The following is a 23083-nucleotide window of genomic DNA, read 5'->3' as shown; positions in this document are numbered from 1 at the left end:
ATATAATTTCTGGAGGATACGATGAAATTCCGAAAACTTGAAATCCTGCCTTTAGCACTTATTTTATTTTTCCTCTGTGTATCAATCAGCCCTTGTTTGGCTCAATTTGCCGGAGGAACAGGTTCTGAGGCAGCACCCTATTTGGTTGCCACTGCACAACATTTAAACAATGTGCGGAATTATGCCGGTGCGTTCTTTTTACAAACCGACGATATTTATCTAAACGAAGAACCTTATAATTCAGGATTTGGCTGGTTACCTATAGGCACTCAGTCCGCTCCTTTTACAGGTTCTTATAATGGCAATAATTTTCATATTTACCACCTATACATCAATCAACCTGAGGGAAATAATCTGGGTTTGTTTGGTTATGCCCATTCTGCTGTCCTGAAAAATATTACTCTAAAAGATGTATACATCAACGGAAAGGACTATATCGGTGCTCTGATTGGATCAGCAACAGAGTGTTTTATTGAAAGTTGCAGCAGCAAAGGCACAATTACAGGCGCTTCTGTAACCGGTGGTTTAGTTGGTTCTTTGGAACTATCCTGCCATCTGGAAAAATGCTTTGCTAATTGTGTGGTCAACGGTCAATTTGCTACCGGCGGACTTTGCGGCTATAGTAAAGGCGCTAGTGAAATTTATTCTTCTCATAGCAAAGGAACTGTTACAGGTAATAATGCTACCGGTGGTCTGGTTGGTATACAAGGAAATTCTACTTTAAGCCAATGTTTTTCTACTTCCGCTGTTCAGGGAAATTGGGGTGCTGGTGGATTACTTGGAGTTAATGACACCCAAAGTTCGGTTTCTTACTGTTATTCTCTCGGTAGCGTTACAGGAAATAGTAATACTGGTGGACTTATTGGCAGAAATGTTGTCAGCCAAACACTTTTTAGCTATTGGAATGTGGAAAGCAGCGGACAGACAATTTCTGCCGGTGGAATTGGTAGAACTGCAGACGAAATGACTTATCCTTATGCCTCAAACACTTATACCGACTGGGATTTAACCGATATTTGGCAACCCGATACTCAATATTTTGTGAATGGGGGTTATCCCTATTTGCAATGGATGTATCCCTGCCCTCCGATTTCTCATTTACGCTATCAGATAGAAAATTACTCCGTTATTTTACAGTGGAGCGTTCCTTATGTTGCTTCTTATACGAGCTTTAATATCTATAAAAACGGAGTGCTTTATGCTACTGTTACCGATAGCATTTTTATAGATAATAATGTATATCACCAGGAAAATTATAGCTATCAGGTTAGTGCTGTGTATTTAGGGGGAGAATCAACACTTTCTGAACCAGTTTCTTTTACTGTGTATTTTCCGCCTCTGCCTGCCAATTGTGTTTTTCCTGATAATGGAGCTACCTATATAGAGACCTTGCCTCTTTTGCAATGGTCTCCTGTTACTTATAATAATTATCCTTTGCCAGATGGCTATTTATTGGAAGTTATGAGTTTAGCAGGGTTCTCGGTGGTGAATATAGATGTGGGAAATGTTACATCTTATCAAATCCCTAATCCTTTAGATTATGAAACAGAATATTATTGGATAGTTACTCCTTACACTTTCGGCGAGGGAAATACCTATCTTTATGCCGAAGATGTGCCCAATTGGTATTTTACCACCCAAGAACAGATAATTAAACCCATAAACCTTACTGCCACTATTGAAAACTGGAAAAATGTCCAATTGAACTGGAATCTGGGTGAGCCCGATTGGCTTTATTGGGATTCAGGATATTTAAATAATTCTATCGGATATGTTAATAGTCCGAAAGTTTGGGATGCTGCCTGTAAATTTGCTGCGTCTGATTTGCTTTCTCACACCGGAAAATATATCACTCAAGTTAAATTTACTCCCTGCGAAGCCAGTTCTAACTACAGAATAAGAATCTGGAGTGGCGACGATAATAATATTGGTCCTTCCGTTCTTTTAGTAGATCAACCGCTACAGACGAACGATCTTATTATGAATAACTGGAATACTGTTTCTTTAATTACCCCCGTGCAAATTCAACCTGCAACTGCCTATTGGATTGGCTATAATATAGATCAGGTTTTGGCATATACCTATCCTGCTGGAGTAGATGAAGGTCCTGTAGTTCCAGGAAAAGGAGCTATACTTAATGATGGTTATAACTGGATGGAATTAATGGAAGCCAATAGCAATCTTAATTATAATTTCTGTATCCGGGCTTATGTCCAAAGCAGTTTTAGAGAACTGACAGAATTGCCTTTACTGAATATTCCTGTTAGCCCTAATCAGGAAAAAACTACTTCCTTAGGAACTCTGGCTGCATCTTCAAACTCTCTCCAAATTCCCCTACGCGGGTTGCAGAATTTTAATATCTACAGGAATGGAACTCTGATTGGTAATAGCTATTATCCTTACTATTATGATGAAAACCTGAGCCAGGGGGATTATACTTACTATGTAACTGCTCTCTATGAAACCGCTGAATCCGAACCTTCCAATCCTGCCACGGTAACTATTTCCTATATTTACCCTCCGCAAAATGTTTCTGCTGCTCTTATTGATAGTTTATTACAAATTTCCTGGCAGCCGTCAGTTTCCGGATTGGAACAGGGTTATATTCTTTATAGATTACAGGAAGGACAGGAAGATGAGGAATACCTTTGGGAACAAATCGGCTATACTACAGGCGAACTTACCTTTTATGACTTTGCCTGGCAAAACCTTCCTACCGGAAATTATAGATGGGCTATTAAAGCTCACTATGAAGACGACAACTATTCCACACCCGCTTTCTCCAATAAACTTATTAAAATTCCAGTTATTGCTGTAACTCCTACCAGTATCTATCAGGAATTAACTACTCAAGATACCTGTTATGTCCAAATTAATGTCCACAATCCAGGAAATGCTCCCCTAAATTGGAATTGCCAGATAATATCGGATGACTATGTTGTAACCAGACAAGACAAAAGAGCAACTAATAGGGATTTGTGTATATCTATAACTCCTTCTTATGGAACTCTTGAACCTGGAGCAACAGCACTTTGCCTGTTGGAATTTACACCTGCTGATACAGTTGGCGTTTATCATTATAACCTGCAATTTAATTCTAATGATATAACTAATCCTGTAATCCAAATTCCGGCAGATTTTGTTGTCCACAGCCCTATTGCCTATATCCCTGATGCAAATTTCCGAATGGCAATCAATGAGGCCTTAGGTCAATCCTCTGATTATCAACCTACTATAGCAGATCTACAAGGATTAACAGGAACCTTAAATGCATGGGATAGGAATATTATTAGTATAGAAGGTGCTCAATATTTGACTAATCTGCAAGTGATGTATCTTTATAGTAACCAGATAAGTGACCTTAGTCCCTTAGCGGGTCTGGCTAATCTGCAAGAGCTGTTGCTTTATGCTAACCAGATAAGTGATATTAGTCCTTTAGCAGGGTTGAATAATCTGCAATATCTGTTGCTTCAATATAACCAGATAAGTGACCTTAGTCCCTTAGCGGGTCTGACTAATCTGCAAAATCTGATTCTTGCTTATAACCAGATAAGTGATATTAGTCCCTTAGCGGGTCTGACTAATCTGCAAGTGCTGGATCTTTATTCTAACCAGATAAGTTACCTAAGTCCTTTAGCGGGTCTAACTAATCTGCAAGAGCTGTATCTTCATTCTAACCAGATAAGTGACCTTAGTCCTTTAGCCGGGATGACTAATCTGCGAGTAATCAATCTTAAAAATAACCAGATAAGTGACCTTAGTCCTTTAGCGGGTCTGACTAATCTGCAATATCTGTTGCTTGGTTGGAACAAGATAAATGATATTAGTCCTTTAGCCGGGCTGACTAATCTTTGGTCTCTGAATCTTTCATATAACCAGATAAGTGACCTTAGTCCTTTAGCCGGGTTGACTAATCTTTGGTATCTGTATCTTGATAATAATCCTATTTCTTATGAGTCAATGTTGCTTTCTCAGAGTTGGGCTTTGCCTTGGTCAACATCAAGTTATAATCCCCTTTCCCCTTGTTATCCTGATCCGAATAGAGGTGCTACGAATGTTTTAGTAAATTATCCTTTATCCTGGCAGGGGAATTATGAGAATATCCCAGATGTAAGCTATGAGGTTTGGTTAGGGATTAGCCCTGATTCACTTATCTATCAGGGTGTTGTAACTCAAATGTTAAATACTACGGAACATCAATATTGCTTTAATATAACTCTGCAAACAAACACTCCATACTATTGGCGTATAAGAGCTGTTGCCTCAGCTGATACAATCTGGAGTGGAATGTGGAGTTTCACTACCGGTGAAGAATACTACCAACCAGTTATTGCTGTTACTCCAACCATTATTTATCAGGAATTAACTACTGCAGAAACCAGCCAAATTGAAATAACTATTACCAATAATGGCACTGCTCCCCTTAACTGGAATAGTAATATTGTCTTAACCCGGGCAGAACAGAAAACAGGAACTCATCCTTGCATTAACAAAGAAGTAAAGATAGACAAGGAACTAAACGCGGGAAGGGAAAACACAGCGGAAAATAGAATGAGACAGAGAGAGGAAGATGGGCAAATGCTAATGAGAGATGGTAAACCGGTAAATCCTCTAAGCGAATATGGCATAGATGAGAAAACTGACATTGAAAGAATGAAAGCAGAAAAAAGGTATTTTAATAGTGTAAGTAGAGATAGAATGTTGTCTGATAAATTTGGTTTAGAGGGAATAGATAGTGATGGCAGAAAGGCAAATATAAAAGATAATGATAGAGATAGCACCTCCACAATGCCGGATATTAACCTTTTGCCTTCTTCCGGAACTATAGAACCCAATTCTTCTGTAACCTGCATCCTGAATTTTATTCCTAAAGATACACCTGGCACCTATAACTATGAACTTCAGCTCTCATCCAATGATCCTGTTTCACCTCTTATTACAGTTCCTCTTAAATATGTAGTTAACAGCCCCATTGCCTATATCCCTGATGATAATTTCCGAATGGCAATCAATGATGCCTTAGGTCAACCCTCTTACTATCAACCTACCATAGCTGATCTACAAGGATTAACAGGATACTTGTATGCTGAGGGTCGGAATATAATTAGCATAGAAGGTGCTCAATATTTTACAAATTTGGATTCTCTGTATTTGTCTTATAACCAAATAAGTAATCTCAATCCCTTAGCTGGTTTAACTAATCTAAAAGGTCTGAATCTTGGCAGTAACCAGATAAGTGATATCAATCCCTTAGCCGGGCTTACAAATATTAGTTGGTTATTTCTTTTTGGTAATTATATTAGTAATATAGCTCCTTTGGAAGGATTATATAATCTAAGAAATCTGCAGCTTCATTATAACCAAATAAGTGATATTACTCCTTTAGCAGCATTGATTGATATAGGAGGTATAGCACTTGGCAGTAATCAAATAGTTGACATTACTCCTTTGGCAGGGCTTACTCATTTAATAGGACTTGAACTTTATCATAATCAGATAAATAATATTGATGCCTTATCAGGACTAATAAATTTACAATGGTTATATCTTGATGGAAATCAGATAATTGACATTAGCCCCTTGGCAGGATTAAGTATTCTACGAGAGTTATATTTAGAAAATAACCAGATAAATGATATAAGCACTTTATCAGAGTTAAATAATCTGCAATATCTATTTCTATATAATAACCAGATAAGTGACCTTAGTCCCTTAGCGGGGTTGACTAATCTTTGGTGGTTGTTGCTTGATGGTAATCCTATATCTTATGAGTCAATGCTACTTGCTCAGAGTTGGTCTTTACCTTGGTCAACAACAAGTTACAATTCTCTTTCTCCTTGTTATCCTGATCCGAATAGAGGTGCTACCAATGTTTTAGTAAACTATCCTTTATCCTGGCAGGGGAATTATGAAAATAGCCCAGATGTATATTATGAGGTCTGGTTAGGGATTAGCCCAGATTCACTTGTCTATCAAGGTTCTGTAACTCAAATGGTAAATACTACGGAACATCAATATTCCTTTAATATAACTCTGCAAGCAAACACTCAATACTATTGGCGTGTGAAAGCTATTTCGGCAACAGAACAAATCTGGAGTGGAATGTGGAGTTTCACTACCGGTGAAGAATACTACCAGCCAGTTATTGCTGTTACTCCACCCAGTATTTATCAGGAATTAACAACGGCAGAAACCAGCCAAATAGAAATAACTATTACCAATAATGGCACTGCTCCCCTTAACTGGAATAGTAATATTGTCTTAACCCGGGCAGAGCAGAAAACAGGAACTCATCCTTGCATTAACAAAGAAGTAAAGATAGACAAGGAACTAAACGCGGGAAGGGAAAACACAGCGGAAAATAGAATGAGACAGAGAGAGGAAGATAGGCAAATGCTAAGGAGAGATGGTAAACCGGTAAATCCTCTAAGTGAATATGGCATAGATGAGAAAACAGACATTGAAAGAATGAAAGCAGAAAAAATGTATTTTAATAGTGTAAGTAGAGATAGAATGTTGTCTGATAAATTTGGTTTAGAGGGAATAGATAGTGATGGCAGAAAGGCAAATACCCAAGATAATATAAAAGATAATGTTAGAGATAGCACATCCACAATGCCGGATATTAACCTTTCGCCTTCTTCCGGAACTATAGAACCATATTCTTCGGTAACCTGTATCCTGAATTTTATTCCTAAAGATACACCTGGCACCTATAGCTATGAACTTCAGCTCTCATCCAATGATCCTGTCTCACCTCTTATTACCGTTCCTCTTGAATATATAGTTAACAGCCCTATTGCCTATATCCCTGATGACAATTTTAGAATGGCAATCAATGATGCCTTAGGTCAACCCTCTGACTATCAACCTACCATAGCAGATCTACAAGGATTAGCTGGAAATTTACATGCTGATGGTCGGAATATTATTAGCATAGAAGGTGCTCAATATCTGACTAATCTGCAATCGCTGGATCTTGATTCTAACCAGATAAGTGACCTTAGTCCTTTAGCGGGTTTGACTAATCTGCTAGAGCTGTATCTTTTGGATAACATGATAAATTACCTTAGTCCATTAGCCGGGCTGACTAATCTGCAATATTTGGATCTTGGGGGTAACCAGATAAGTGACCTTAGTCCCTTAGCGGGTCTGACTAATCTACAAGATTTGTATCTTGGTTGGAACCAGATAAATTACCTTAGTCCTTTAGCGGGTTTGACTAATCTGCAAGAGCTGGATCTTAATAATAACCAGATAAGTAACATCAATCCTTTAGCCGGGCTAACTAATCTGCAAAAGCTGTATCTTTATTATAACCAGATAAGTGACCTTAGTCCTTTATCAGGGCTGACTAATCTTCAATATCTGTTGCTTGAATATAACCAGATAAGTAACATCAGTCCTTTAGCGGGTTTGACTAATCTGCAAGTGCTGGATCTTTATTCTAACCAGATAAGTGACCTTAGTCCCTTAGCGGAGCTGACTAATCTGTGGTATCTAGATCTTAGTTATAACCAGATAAGTGACCTTAGTCCCTTAGTGGGTCTGGTTAATCTGCAAGGTCTGTGGCTTGATAACAACCAGATAAATGACCTCAGTCCTTTAATCGGGCTGACTAATCTGCAATATCTGCATCTTTATTATAACCAGATAAGTGACCTTAGTCCTTTAACCGGGCTGACTAATCTGCATTATCTGTATCTTGCTTATAACCAGATAAGTGACCTTAGTTCTGTAGAGGGTCTGACTAATCTGCAAGAGCTGTATCTGGATTATAATCCTATATCTTATGAATCAATGTTGCTTGCTCAGAGTTGGTCTTTACCTTGGTCAACAACAACTTACAATCCCCTTTCCCCTTGCTATCCTGTTCCGAATAGAGGTGCTACCAATGTTTTAGTAAACTATCCTTTATCCTGGCAGGGGAATTATGAAAATAGCCCAGATGTATATTATGAGCTCTGGTTAGGGATTAGCCCTGTTGAACTATTCTATCAAGGTGTTGGAACTCAAATGGTAAATACTACGGAACATCTTTATTCCTTCAACCCAATACTGGAACCATACACTCAATACTATTGGCGTGTGAGGGTTGTTTCATCCACCGCACAAATCTGGAGTGGTATGTGGAGTTTCACTACAGGGGAAGGATACTACCAGCCAGTTATTGCTGTTACTCCACCCAGTATTTATCAGGAATTAACTACTGCAGAAACCAGCCAAAGAGAAATAACTATTACCAATAATGGCACTGCTCCCCTTAACTGGAATAGTAATATTGTCTTAACCCGGGCAGAGCAGAAAACAGGAACTCATCCTTGTCTTATTCCGGAAAATAATAACGAGCAGGAACAAAACTATAGCGCAGAAAAAAGGTATTTTAATAGTGTAAGTAGAGATAGAATGTTGTCTGATAAATTTGGTTTAGAGGGAATAGATAGTGATGGCAGAAAGGCAAATACCCAAGATAATATAACAGATAATGTTAGAGATAGCACATTCACAATGCCGGAAATTAACCTTTCGCCTTCTTCCGGAACTATAGAACCCTATTCTTCTGTAACCTGTATCCTGAATTTTATTCCTAAAGATACACCTGGCACCTATAACTATGAACTTCAGCTCTCCTCCAATGATCCTGTCTCACCTCTTATTACCGTTCCTCTTGAATATATAGTTAACAGCCCTATTGCCTATATCCCTGATGACAATTTTAGAATGGCAATCAATGATGCCTTAGGTCAACCCTCTGACTATCAACCTACCATAGCAGATCTACAAGGATTAGCTGGAAATTTACATGCTGATGGTCGGAATATTATTAGCATAGAAGGTGCTCAATATCTGACTAATCTGCAATCGCTGGATCTTGATTCTAACCAGATAAGTGACCTTAGTCCTTTAGCGGGTTTGACTAATCTGCAAGAGCTGTATCTTTATTATAACCAGATAAGTGACCTTAGTCCCTTAGCCGAGCTGACTAATCTGCAATATTTGGATCTTGGGGGTAACCAGATAAGTGACCTTAGTCCTTTAGCCGGTCTGAATAATCTGCAAGAGCTGTATCTTTATTGGAATCAGATAGGTGACCTTAGTCCTTTAGCGGGTTTGACTAATCTGCAAGAGCTGGATCTTTATTCTAACCAGATAAGTGACCTTAGTCCCTTAGCGGAGCTGACTAATCTGTGGTATCTAGATCTTAGTTATAACCAGATAAGTGACCTTAGTCCCTTAGCGGGTCTGACTAATCTACAAGATTTGTATCTTGGTTGGAACCAGATAAATTACCTTAGTCCTTTAGCGGGTTTGACTAATCTGCAAGTGCTGAATCTTTATTCTAACCAGATAAGTGACCTTAGTCCCTTAGCGGAGCTGACTAATCTGCAATATCTGCATCTTTATTATAACCAGATAAGTGACCTTAGTCCTTTAACCGGGCTGACTAATCTGCATTATCTGTATCTTGCTTATAACCAGATAAGTGACCTTAGTCCTTTAATCGGGCTGACTAATCTGCAATATCTGCATCTTTATTATAACCAGATAAGTGACATTAGTCCTTTAGCCGAGCTGACTAATCTGCAATATCTGTGGCTTGATTCTAACCAGATAAGTGACCTTAGTCCCTTAGCGGGGTTGACTAATCTTTGGTGGCTGTGGCTTGATGGTAATCCTATATCTTATGAGTCAATGCTACTTGCTCAGAGTTGGTCTTTACCTTGGTCAACAACAAGTTATAATCCCCTTTCCCCTTGTTATCCTGATCCGAATAGAGATGCTACCAATGTTTTAGTAAACTATCCTTTATCCTGGAAAGGGAATTATGAAAATAGCCCAGATGTATATTATGAGGTCTGGTTAGGGTTTAATCCATATTTACTGTTCTATCAGGGTGTTGTAACTCAAATGGTAAATACTACGGAATATCTTTATTCCTTCAACCCAATACTGGAACCCTACACTCAATACTATTGGCGTGTGAGGGTTATTTCGGCAACCGAACAAATCTGGAGTGGTATGTGGAGTTTCACTACCGGTGCTTATGGAGCGGGTAATACATCTATGTTAGAACCGGTTCCTGTTACTTTAGCGATAAATGCCTTACAAAATCAAGTGCGTTTATCTTGGCAACGCAGAAGGGATGAGGAAAGCTACTATGTATATTGGTCGGAAAATCCTTATGCGGAGTTTCCGGAGGGTTGGAACGGTCCTGTAAATGTAACAGAGACCAGCTTTACGGATACTCTCTCCAATAAATGTTTCTACCGGGTATTTGCCGTGCCTAATATGCGGGGAGAAATAGAAAATAAACAAAATACAAAGCCGAGGGCAATTATGCCTAAAAGAGGAGAATAAAATGGCAAAAAGAAAGTTTGTTATTCTGCTGTTTATAATTGCAGCAGTATTAGTTAGCGCTCAAACAATTCCCTATCCTGTAACTTCCAAAGAATATCAGGACTACAAAGAGGGTTTGATAGGTAAAATACCTGTTCAGCCACCGGTATATTCCAATGTGCCAAAAGGGGAACAAATTCCTCTGGTGTTTCAAAGACAACAGAGGGAGGGTCTTTTAATTCCGTTGGATGATAGTTTCCAGCTGGCAATGGAAGGGAATGATGATTATTACACTTCCGTGATTCAATTGCCGTTTGCTTTTGATTTTTATGGAACTACTTACACGGAATTTTACATCAACAACAATGGGAATGTTTCCTTTGGCAATCCTTACAGTACCTACACTTCTTATGGATTTCCGGTAAACGGATTTCCGATGCTGGCTCCTTTTTGGGCAGATGTAGATACAAGGTCAGGTGGTCAGGTCTTTTACAAAATGGAATCCAACAGAGTAACGGTAATCTGGAATGCCGTTGGCTATTTTTCTAATCATACCGATAGAGTAAATACCTTTGAACTTGTTTTGACCAATGGCTGGGACCCTGTTGTCGGGTTGGGTTATAATGTTGCTTTCAGTTATGCAGATATGCAATGGACAACTGGAGATGCTTCCGGAGGTGAGAATGGTTTTGGAGGAGTTCCGGCAACGGTTGGTTTAAACAAAGGCGATGGAATTTACTATGGTTTAATTGGCAGATTTGACCATGAAGGCATTGACTATTATGGTCCTGGAGGAGCACCTTCAGGGGTTAGCTATCTGGATAACCAGTTATTCAGGTTTACTGCTATTCAGGGAAATTTCCTGCCTCCTGTTTTTGGTAACCTTCCTGCAGAGACGGTTAACATACAGGAAGGAGAAAGCATTCAGTTACATATCAATGCTTCTTCTCCTGCTCCGGAAAATACTGTTTATGCGGAAGTGCAAAGTGATTTTACAGCCGGTTTTTATGCAGATATTCTTTCCGGAAATCCTTGTTATATCAATTTGACGATTAACGGTTTACGCAATAATGTAGGTTTGCATACGATAACCATTACCGCTATTGATAATGGGACTCCTTCTCTATCAACAGTAGCCAGCTTTTCAGTGAGGATTATTCCTCGCTTGGGAGATTTTTTAATAGTTACCAATCATAATTCACCCAGTATCAATATGGTAGATGTAGCTACCAATGAGGTCTTTGGTCCTTTTTTACAAGGTCAGTTGGGTTATAGTTATCTTGTAGATGTAGTGGTTTCCTCCGATGGGCATTTTGCCCTGGTCTCCAATTTTAATAATGATACCGTCTACCAAATAGACCTTAGCAACTTACTGGAACCGACAATCGCTGCTTCTTATAATTTGGGTTTCCCTGCGGAGGATATTACTTTGAGTGTTGATAACCGTTATGCTATTGTAGCCGATGGTGGCCCTTCAAACACATATATTGCTGTATTGGATTTACAGTCCAGAACCACTGTGCAGGTTTTGGATATTTATCCTCATTGTGCTCAAGGGGTAACTATAGGTCCTGATGGCAAAGTCCTAATAAATGATTGCACTAATGGTTATGTGCATCAGTATCTTTTAAATTTTGCCACCGGCAATTTATCCTATTCTGGTGTTTCTATTCCTGTAGCGTCCTGTTTGAATACAGTTATTAGTCCTGGTGGGAATTTTGCCATTGCCTGTTCTCATAATAGCGATACTAAAGTCCTAAAACTTAATGCTGATAATACTATAGATGTAATACAAAACCTGGGAGTAAGTTCTCAATCGGCTGTTTATTCTTCAGATGGACAAATTGCCTTAATAGGAGAATATAGTAGCTCCAATGATATATTAGCGGAGTATAATGTGCAGGGAAATGGTAGCTTGGTTTGGCAGCAGAGTTTTAATCTTCCCTTTTATTCGGAGGGTGGATATTATGGAGTGGATGTTTTGGCTTTAAGCACGGATAACAGTAAGGCATATATTGCTGACTTTGACGCAGAAGCCAACAACATTTTAGTTAATATCAATCTGGAAAATGGCACTCAGCAGAATTTAACCCTGCCTGATCCTACGGGTTTAGCTATGGGAACAATGCACTTAACGGCATATTTTACAGCTACCATAACTAATACTCTAAACTCAACCCAGGTGCAATTTCATCAACACTGCAGTGGAAATCCTGATTCCTATTTGTGGAATTTTGGAGATGGACAAACCAGCACTGAACCCAATCCTTATCATATATATTACACTCCAGGTTTATATACTGTAACGCTAACTGTGTATAAAAATGGCGAAAGTGACAGCTATTCACAAACCATAGAAGCAATGTTCAATACCCAAATTCATCTGACCTTAGATGGTTCACCCTATTATTATTCAGCTACCCTTGCTATTTCGGAAGGGAGTTCTCTTATTATTGATAATGGAGTGATAGTAAACTTTGGTCCGCAAGCAGGTTTAGAGGTTTGGGGTTCAATTTCTGCTAATGGAGCTACTTTTTCCGGAAGTGAAACAGAGGGCTGGAAAGGAATTGTTCTGCATTCTCCCGTTTCTCCTGTAACTTTCAATAACTGCAATATCTATAATGCTGTAGTCGGCTTAAAGATTATAAACAGCAGTTTCACAATTACCAATTTGCTGATTAGTAAAACCCAAATATTTACCGGAGAAATTGGACTAAAAGTGCAAGGCGCATCTAATATGGTATTAAATAATGTGCAGGTGATTGGTTATAGTATGGGCATTGTTTTTGAAAATGAAGCAAGAGTTGCCAGCAGTCCTTCTCTGAATAATACCCGCATTCGCAATACCAGCAGTACTCTTAGGACGGAAAGTCACGGACTGGATGTTTTGGGAGCTGTGGGATTAACTGTAAACAATGTAGATATTCAGGAATACGATTATGGTGTTTATTGGAATGGTTTAGGAACAACCGATTATAGAAGCACTCCTTCTTTAAATAATACTAGGATTAGAAATACGAGCAGCACTTTGCGCACTGTTGCCAAAGGTGTGAAAATGATTGATATCAGCAGAGTCACTATGACAAATGATTCCATTATCGGTTATCCCACCGGCTTGGAAATTACCAATGACGGTTCCGGACTTTTAACTACTACAGCTTCTTTGAATAATACCCGTATTCGTAATACCAGCAGCACTTTAAGAACTGAAACCACGGGCATAAACTTTAGCGGTCATATTTTAGCGACTATGGAATCTCTGGATATAGATGAATATTCTACAGGAATTTACTATGAAGGCAATGGAATGTTTTCTGACCGTGCAACTGTTTCTCTAAATAATACCAGGATTAGAAATACGAGCAGTACACTTCGTTCCGTAACTAAAGGTTTAGTAATGATGAATATCGGTAGTGTAACAATAACAAACGATTCCATTATCGGTTACCCCACGGGATTAGAAATTACTAATGACGGTTCCGGACTTTTAACTACTACAGCTTCTTTGAATAATACCCGTATTCGCAATACCAGCAGTACCTTAAGAACTGAAACGAAGGGTATAAACTTTAACGGTCAGATTTTGGCGACTATGGATTCTCTTTATGTAGAAGATTACACTACCGGCATTTATTATGAAGGAACTGGAATGCCTTTTAACAGGACAACTCCATCTTTAAATAATACCCGCATTCGCAATACCAGCAGCACTTTGAGAGAACCCTTAAAGGGAGTAGTATTAAAAAACCTAGCAGGAATAACTTTAAATAAAAATATCATTTATCCGAAAGTGCAGGTTGGACAGGGAAATCTGAGTGGTAATGGTATTTTTCTGCAAACAGTGCAAAACGCGCAAATAGCTCATAACACAATTTGGGGTTTAAATACTGGTTTATATGCTACGGGTAGTAGTAACGGCACCTTTACGCATAATGTTATCTGGACTAATGGAGAACAATTAAATACTCCTGTTATCCTGGAAGATAGCAATATACCTGTTAGCAATAGTGATATTTCTTATACTCAGGGTGTATTCCCGGGAACGGGTAATCTGAATGCAGACCCTCTATTTGTAGCCCCTGATGAAGGTAATTTCTATTTGAAACCGCGTTCTCCTCTTGCCAATCAAGGCATTGGAGCTATGCCTTTTGATTTTGAGGTGTTAGCAGGAGTGCGAACTTATACTATGCATCCTGGATGGAATATGATGGGTGTACCATATTTGACAAGAGAGACCTATAGCACTCCTGTAAGCATTTTTGCGGATGATCTTTCTCCTTTTTATGTGGCTCCAACTTACACTTCCATTGTGCAATTAAATCCATCTGCTCCACCTGATACCTTAGGTCATATTGATATGAGTTACACCGGTAGCTATGTTATTCCTTCTCTTGTGCGTCCCGGAATAGGTTATTGGGTACGCAATCCTTATGCCACTCCTGCAACGATAGATGTTTACGGTTTAATGGATGATGGCAGTTATAATGTTGTTTTAGATGGAACCGAGAGTCCTAATAACGGCTGGTATCTTTTAGCTAATCCTTACGATCTTCCTATTGGTCTGAATAATGGTATCATTTTGGGAGAGGGAATATTGGTTGGTTTGCTAAAGTATAATTATGTGACCAATAGTTATTATTTTATTGATTCCGAACATCCCGAGGTTATTGAGCCGTGGAGTGGATTTTTTGTGAAAGCCAGAGTTCAGGATGCTCATTTATATTTAAATTATCCTTCACAAGCGCGTCAGGAAAATGAAAATCAGCCATTCGTAAGTGATATCCCCAATGTAGTTTCCCGTCCCAAACTGAAATGGGAGTTTTCTCTTAGTGCCAAAGCAGGAGAAAAAGGTGATGCTATTATTTTAGGCGTTGGCGAAGGAGCAAAAGATACTCTTGATCCATTAGATATTCCTGAAATTCCCAATCCCCCTTTCCCGCAAACCGGAATACTGCAATTCAGTATTTGCAATAATGATTGGGAAAATAATGCCGGACTTTATACCAGAGATATAAAAAATAGCAGGGATGGTTCCTGGAGCTGGAATTTATTACTCAACCTGGAAAATATGCTGGAAGATGGAATTTTTAGTGATATAATCCGCATCAGTGCTTTAGGTGCAGAAAAGATTCCTGCGGGTTATATTTTCCGCATTGTAAATCCTGCCGATGGTAGCTCTGTTGATTTAAGAAATGAGGATTTCCTGCTGAATGTAGAAATCTTTCACTCAGAAGGAGAACCCTGGTTAATTCCTTTATGCCTGGAAGTTATTCCTCTCGCCAATGATAGTGGTGAAAGAGAAGTATTTTCTGCAAGCAATTATCCCAATCCTTTCAATCCGGAAACTACAATCAGTTATAACCTTCCTGCCGAAAGCTTTGTTACTTTGGAAATTTATAACCTGAAAGGTCAATTGGTCAAGAGATTAGTAAGCGAAAATAAACCTTCCGGTGCACATAAAGCTGTTTGGAACGGAGCTGATCAACAGGGTCGTGAAGTTGCTTCCGGATTCTATTTCTACCGCTTGAAAACGAAGGATAATCAGCTGACAAGAAAAATACTACTTATGAAATGAAGAATAGTGAAGAAAAAAAGGACTCACGCAGATTACGCAGATGACGCAGATTAAAAATGAGAATAGGTATGGGATAAACAGGATAAATGGGATTTCCAGGATTCCGAATATCAGTTCCGTCGGAACGACAGATACTAACAACGGGTTTTTAACCCGGTGATAAGAAAAGAAACTACAAAACTATATTTATTGGGGAAAAAGTTCCGTAGGAACGACAGGTAAATAACAACGGGTTTTTAACCCGGTGATAAGAAAAGAACCTAAAACTATATTTATTGGGGGAAAAAGTTCCGTAGGAACGACAGGTAAATAACAACGGGTTTTTAGCCCGGTGATAAGAAAAGAACCTAAAATACTATATTTATTGGGGAAAAAGTTCCGTAGGAACGACAGGTAAATAACAACGGGTTTTTAGCCCGGTGATAAGAAAAGAACCTAAAATACTATATTTATTGGGGAAAAAGTTCCGTAGGAACGACAGATACTAACAACGGGTTTTTAACCCGGTGAAAAGCAAGCAATAGAGTTATTATCTCTTTACCCGAGAAAGAGTTCCGTAGGAACGACAGATACTAACAACGGGTTTTTAACCCGGTGAAAAGAAACCAGAGTAAAAAAGGTTCCGTTGGAACTTTTTCATCTTGGTCCAATAGTTATTATGGGATAAAATATAATTTTTATATCTAACTAAATACGCTTTAGCAAACTACAAAGGGGAGAAGCTTTGAATTATCTAAACATTACTTTAATATGCCAATTATTCAACGGTCTTTATTTATTAATTTTAATATCTACTGTCTTTCCTGGTGGAATACTATACGCCGTATCAGTGCCAAAAAGAGGATGGTGTTTTCCATAAGGTAAGCCCCTATTCATTGTCTCTTTATTAGCAGCAAGGCAATTAGGAAAATAATCCTCTACTGCAGTTTTGATGGCAGATTCCAACATTGAAACCAGTAAATTATCGCTGCTGGAAGTTAATTCAACATCCGTGTGAGAAGTAAAATCCCAGATTTTTTCGCCGGTAGTGGTGCTTAATAGTGTATATTTAGCATCTATCTGTAAGTTCCCTGAGGTTAAAAACCAGGTTTTATCCCATTTTTCTATAGAAGTTAGTAACACTGCATCTGCCTGAAAATATTTATAGAGGTTGGTAAGAAGCTCGGGAGTGTAGATTTCAGTATCGTATAAACCTTCATCTCTTAACACCGTAAAAACAGCTTCAACAGGAAAAGTATAATATCCTTTACTTCCAATTGCTTCAGATAGTGAACAGGCAAAATATTCTTTGGCTTCAACCGCAGTACTTTTATTTACGGGAGGTAAAATTAAGATAGATGCCGGAGGATTTTCATAAAGATTGGGATAGGCATCCAACAAAGTATATTCCTGATATGCACAGCCGGAAAAATATAAAAGCACTATAGGAAAAAGGAAAAGATATATAATCCGTTTCATTAGTAGCTCCTTCACTCTTTCAAATGATACCGTTGCAGAAGAAAATCCATCAAAGGTTGAGATTCGTTCCAGTTATCTTTTTCCTTCTGAAAATATTCTTTCGCTAAATCGTTATGATCCAAGGTAAGCATTATTAAAGCATAATCGCAATACAGTCCCGGAGGAACTTTTATTCCCTTTTTTTCACTATAATCAAAAACATATTCAAGGGACTTTTTATATTGCTCCAAAGAATTGGCATCGCGTTTTTTAACATAACGATAATAGTTATGTGAAGTATTTCCATAATAAACATAAGGTGGACTTACAGCACACCCTCCTAAAACAATAAGAATTCCTAAACCCAAAAATTTCCGCAAATTCGCTTTCTTATTGTTCACAAACATACAGTGAGGATAGGTCTCCAACGACCTGCCCTTCAATAATTTCCGCATAAGAGACCTCGCTTATTTCATCCCCGGGTATAAGTTTAGTTATTTTGATACTGGCAATTTTATTACCCGGAAGTTCAATAGGGATGTTTGTTTGGGGATTCATAACTGTTTTTCCGCGCTGGTAAACGCTAAAGACATCATCCACTTTAATTCCTTGTTTTTCACCGCCCGAAATAATCAGTTGATTGTTTTCCTGCTGCAAAACATAAGAACGCCATTTATCTTGAGAAAGCTTAGCTACAATATTATCTATCACACTACTAATAGCTGCATCAATTGCTTTATCGGCAAGAGAAGTATCATAACCTGCCTGTGAACCCATTCCTAAAACAGTAGAAGTTGAAGTAGAAGCTTCACCGGCACCTTCTTCACCGTAAATTACTCTTCCGGTATGGGTATCCAATATCCTCAAGTTAACTTTAGCAAAAGCGGTTTGTTTTTTAGTGCGATCTATTAAGCCCACATTACCGGTATTGCTGGTTCCGAATTCAGTTATAGAACCCAAAATTATATAATCAGCAGGAATATGATATTGAGCAATATCGGCAACTTGCTGATTTATATCCAAAATAAGTTCGTCCTGTCTTTCAATCAGGATAAAGCGATTTGTTATTGCCAGTTTGCTGGCTAAAATATCATTGGCTGCTTTGCTCATTCTGCTTCCCGTATTGCTACCTTCGTTCAGAAAACTGTTTGCTAATCTTGTTTCATTGGTAAACCGTCCGATGGCAATTTTCTTTTTCAGATGAATCTGTTCATCTGTAATTTGCTTTTCCGCTGGCATCAGATTTACCACTTCCACTTTTGCAGGAGCTTGATTTTGAGCACAGGCGCTTATAAGTAAAGCACCAATACAGAGAAAGTACAGGATTTTAGTCATAATTTATCTCCCTTTTGTTTCATCATATACAGATATTATATGCAAGAAGTTAATTCAAGCAAAAGAATATTATATTTTTTGTGTACCTTATCAAGCAATTATACTTTTAAGCTTCTAATAAACTTCTTGACTGCAATATCCTTTTTCAAATCATTAACTAAACAGTCAAAATTTTATCAGAAAAAGGAGCATCCCTATGAATGCGTATTATCGTCAACCCGCAATATATAAAGATCAAGTGGTCTTTATTGCTGAAGATGACCTCTGGACTTTTAACTTAAAAGATAAAGTTGCCAGGCGTCTAACTGCTAATTTGGGTATGATTCGCTATCCTCAATTTTCTCCTGATGGTAAACAAATTGCTTTTACCAGCACAGAAGAAGGAACTTCCGAAATTTATATAATGCCTTCTGAAGGTGGCGAAGCAAAACGCTTAACTTATTTGGGAGCTTATCCTTATACGCTTAGATGGAAAGGCAGCAAAATTATTTTCGCTTCTCAACACAGTTCTCCTCTCCAGCATTACAATCTTTACGAAATTGATAGCGAAGGTGGATCTCCGGTTGAACTACCTTATGGAAGAGCAACCCATATTTCTTTTGGTGAAAAAGGAGTTGTTTTAGGTAGAAATACAGGCAACCCGGCAAGGTGGAAAAGATATAGAGGTGGAACAGCCGGTTATTTATTAGTGGATAAAAATGGCGATGGCAAATTCAAGAAACTGATTGACCTGAAAGGAAATTTTGCTCATCCTATGTGGATTGGTAACCGGATTTACTTTATTTGCGATCACGAAGGCATTGGCAATATTTATTCTTGCACTCCGGAGGGGAAAGACCTGCAAAAACACAGCAATCATAAGGACTTTTATGCCCGCGGTGCATATTCCGATGGCAAAAGTATTATCTGGCACGCAGGAGCAGACCTTTGGCTGATGGACATTAAAGAAAACAAACCCCGAAAATTGTCTTTTGCTTATAGCAGCCCGATGGTACAAAGGCAACACAAATTTGTCAGCCCTCCTAAAAATTTGGAGGATATATATCTTTCTCCCGATGGAGGTTCCATCTCCTTTGCCTTGCGCGGAAAAGCATTAGTGAGTGGAAATTGGGAAGGCAGTGTGCAACAATATGGTTTTAAACAGGGTGTGCGTTATCGTCTGCCTCAAATTTTGCCCGATGGTAAACATCTACTTTTGCTTTCCGATGAGCCCGGTTATGAGCGTTTTGAAATTCACCCTTTGCGTAAGGACTTTGAAAAGGTTTCCGAAGAAGTGGTGATTATTGATAATCCCGATTTAGGCAGAGTTACAAATTTTGTTCCGGCTCCGAAGGGCTCGCTGGTTGCTATTGAAAATCACCGTTGTGAGCTGATAGTTCTGGATTTGGAAAGCAAAGAATTTAAAAATATAGACCGTAACGGGTTTGGTTTAATTTGGGCTTTTAACTGGTCACCGGATGGACGCTGGCTTACTTATAGCATAAATCGTGATAGAAACACCCGCCATATTATTATTTGGGACAGCCAAGAAAATCAATCGCATATAGTAAGTAAACCCGTGTTAAATGATACTGTCCCTGTTTTTGATCCGGAAGGTAAGTATCTCTATTTTGCCTCGGTGCGCAATTTAAACCCTTTACGGGATAGTATTCAGTTTGATTTCATTTATCCCAATTCCTATAAGCCCTATTTGATTCCGCTAAGAAAAGACCTGCGTTCTCCTTTTATTCCAGAATCCAAGCCCTTTGAAACAAAACCGGAAATCCCAAAGAAAGAGGATAAGATAGAAGAGAAAGAACAAAAAGAAGAAGTTAAACCCGTAGAAATTGATTTTGACGGTATCTGCGACCGCTTAATAGAATTTCCGGTTCAGCCAGGAATTATCGGAGGTCTGGGTGCAATCAAAGACCGCTTGTTCTATGTAAATGTACCTCTGGAAGACAGTATGAATGAAGAATCCAAGTTTGATCTGATGTGCTATGATTTGAACAAACTGGAGGGTTGGACTTATGCTAAAGATATTACCGATTATGATCTTAGCCAGGATGGCTCTGCTATTTTAATCAGACAAAAAGATAAAGTCCGCGTTATTTCTGCCAAGCTTGAACCCAAAGCGGAATTGCCTGCTGATGCAACACCCGGCAAAAAGAGTGGCTATATAGATTTGAATAGATTCTCTGTGGAAATTGTGCCTATCCAGGAATGGCAACAGATGTTCAAAGAGGCCTGGCGTTTACAGACACAACATTATTGGGTGGAAGATATGGCAGGAATTGATTGGCAAAAGGTTTTTGATCGCTACTATCCTATAGTTGAGCGTTGTGCTTGCAGAAGTGATTTTTCCGATTTGATGTGGGAAATGCAAGGCGAATTGGGAACCAGCCATTGTTATGAATTTGGCGGTGACTATCGTCAAAGTCCCAATTACCGCATTGGCAAACTGGGAATTGATTATCGCTATAATGCCCGCAAAAAGGGTTATGAAATAATCCGGATTTTAAAAGGTGACTACTGGCTAAGCGAAAATCGTTCGCCTTTTATGAACCCAGGATTGAATGTTTCCGAGGGTTGGATAATTAAAGCCGTAAACGGAATTCCTGTCACTAAAACGATTCCTCCGGAAAGGTTAACTCTGAATTTAGCCGGACAACAAGTTCAGTTAACAGTTTCCAGTCCCGATAACAAAGAAGAAAAAGTGGTAACCATTCCTACAATGAAAGATGAATTGCAAGCCCGTTATCGTGATTGGGTAGAAGCTAACCGTGAATATGTGCATAAGGTTTCTAAAGGTAAACTGGGCTATGTCCACATTCCGGATATGCAAAAAGATGGCTTGATTGAATTTCATCGCTATTTTCTGGCAGAAGTGGATTATGAAGGACTGATTATTGATGTCCGTAATAATGGAGGAGGCAGCGTTTCCGGATTGCTTTTGCAAAAATTGGCTCGTAAAAGAATCGGCTACGATAAAACCCGTTGGTGGGATGATAATCCTTATTTGGACAATGCTCCAATGGGTCCTATGGTTTGTATCACGGATGAACATGCCGGCAGCGATGGCGATATTTTCTCCCACAGTTTTAAACTACTGGGATTGGGAAAACTGATTGGTAAAAGAACTTGGGGTGGAGTAATTGGAATTTGGCCCCGGCATTGGCTGGTTGATGGAACCATTACAACTCAACCGGAATTCAGTTTTTGGTTTAAGGATGTAGGTTGGGGAGTGGAAAATTACGGAACCGATCCCGATATTGAAGTGGATATTATGCCTCAGGATTATGTTCAAGGTAAAGATCCGCAATTGGATGTTGCTATTAAAACCTGCTTGGCAGAAATAAAGAAAAATCCTCCGCTAAAACCTGACTTTAGCAAGATACCACGCAAGACCTTACCCTGAGCTGAGAGATTTTTTAACACCGAGATCACTGAGGACACGGAGAAAAAGAGAGAGATTCACAAAGAGAAAAAGAGAAAAAGAGAGAGATTCACAGAGAGGAAAAGAGGAAAAGAGAGAATTTAAACAAAGAGGAAAAGAGATAAAGAGAGAATTTCAACAAAGAGAAAAAGAGTAAAAGAGAAAAAGAGAGAATTTCAACAAAGAGGAAAAGAGATATGACTTCTTTGTGTAACCGGAGAACGCCTTTCCTCCGCAAAAAGTGGAAAAGTAGTCACTGAAAAAAATATTAAAACCGCGGAGCTACTGCAAGCTCCGAATACGCTTTCAGGAGTCGTTAAAGCTAATAGTTTAGCAAAAATGGCTTCACGGATGTAATTCTTTAATTTTTTCTCGGTGTTATCAGTGTCCTCGGTGTTTTCGGTGTTAAATTCATCTGTGAAATCCCTGTGAGGAAAACTCAGATTGAGGAATAATATCAACAGAATGGGTAAATAATTCCACAATTTTATGTTTATAAAATAATTGACTATTCTATATCTGTATGAATAGCAAGCGATTATAAGATATTAACCTTTTGGCATAGGTTATGCTTTTAAAAATAGACGAATCTCAAAAACCGGTGCCCCCTTACCGGTTAGTGACTTTTCCCCCAAAAGTCACAAATGTGCGACCTCCTAAGTCAAAGACCTAAGCCCCTTCCCAAGGAAGGGGTTTTTTTATTCTTAGAGAAAAAGAGAGAGATTCACAAAGAGGAAAAGAGAAAAAGAGAGAGATTCACAATGAGGAAAAGAAGAAAAGAGGATTTTGAACAAAGAGAAAAAGAGAATTTTTAAACAAAGAGAAAAAGAGAGAGATTCACAAAGAGGAAAAGAGAAAAAGAGGAATTTAAACAATGAGGAAAAGAGAAAAAGAGAGATATTCACAAAGAGAAAAAGAGAGGAAAGTAGAATTGTGAATTATCAATAAAAATCCGTATTCCTCATTAAAAATCCATTAAATCA

At 38.6% G+C, this 23083-nt stretch carries 7 protein-coding genes; 4 read left to right on the top strand and 3 right to left on the bottom strand.

What is annotated here, in order from left to right:
- Positions 1 to 21: 21 nt before the first annotated feature.
- Both CLOAM_RS10015 and CLOAM_RS00920 read left to right on the top strand, forming a co-directional pair.
- On the top strand, positions 22 to 10359 hold the full coding sequence (locus tag CLOAM_RS10015; RefSeq protein ID WP_015423964.1) for a leucine-rich repeat domain-containing protein: 10338 nt from the start codon (positions 22 to 24) through the stop codon (positions 10357 to 10359).
- A gap of 1 nt (position 10360) precedes the next feature.
- Complete coding sequence (locus tag CLOAM_RS00920; protein WP_015423963.1) at positions 10361 to 15913, top strand: nidogen-like domain-containing protein; 5553 nt, start codon at positions 10361 to 10363, stop codon at positions 15911 to 15913.
- 771 nt (positions 15914 to 16684) lie between these two features.
- Here CLOAM_RS00920 and CLOAM_RS00915 read toward each other — a convergent pair.
- From CLOAM_RS00915 to CLOAM_RS00905, 3 genes are read right to left on the bottom strand one after another with little or no spacing between them, the layout of a single operon-like run.
- Positions 16685 to 17371 carry a GNA1162 family protein gene (locus CLOAM_RS00915; protein WP_044278766.1) on the bottom strand — a complete coding sequence of 229 codons (687 nt, stop codon included), beginning with the start codon at positions 17369 to 17371 and terminating at the stop codon, positions 16685 to 16687.
- 11 nt (positions 17372 to 17382) lie between these two features.
- A complete protein-coding gene (locus tag CLOAM_RS00910; RefSeq protein WP_044278765.1) occupies positions 17383 to 17757 on the bottom strand; it encodes a DUF4810 domain-containing protein in 375 nt (124 codons plus the stop codon).
- Positions 17741 to 18685, bottom strand: a complete 945-nt coding sequence (locus CLOAM_RS00905) for a CsgG/HfaB family protein (protein ID WP_015423960.1) — start codon at positions 18683 to 18685, stop codon at positions 17741 to 17743. Before CLOAM_RS00905 ends, CLOAM_RS00910 begins: the two co-directional genes overlap by 17 nt.
- 196 nt (positions 18686 to 18881) lie before the next feature.
- Here CLOAM_RS00905 and CLOAM_RS00900 point away from each other — a divergent pair, with 196 nt between their 5' ends.
- Together CLOAM_RS00900 and CLOAM_RS09540 are read left to right on the top strand one after the other, a co-directional pair.
- Positions 18882 to 22082 carry a S41 family peptidase gene (locus CLOAM_RS00900; protein WP_015423959.1) on the top strand — a complete coding sequence of 1067 codons (3201 nt, stop codon included), beginning with the start codon at positions 18882 to 18884 and terminating at the stop codon, positions 22080 to 22082.
- An 804-nt stretch (positions 22083 to 22886) separates the two neighbouring features.
- Positions 22887 to 23048, top strand: coding sequence for a hypothetical protein (locus tag CLOAM_RS09540; protein WP_157859982.1), 162 nt, complete (start codon positions 22887 to 22889; stop codon positions 23046 to 23048).
- The last annotated feature ends 35 nt before the right edge of the window (positions 23049 to 23083 follow it).

This window comes from Candidatus Cloacimonas acidaminovorans str. Evry (assembly GCF_000146065.2).
In the GTDB taxonomy this organism is placed as follows: domain Bacteria; phylum Cloacimonadota; class Cloacimonadia; order Cloacimonadales; family Cloacimonadaceae; genus Cloacimonas; species Cloacimonas acidaminivorans.
This window is presented reverse-complemented; position numbering and strand designations above follow the sequence as displayed.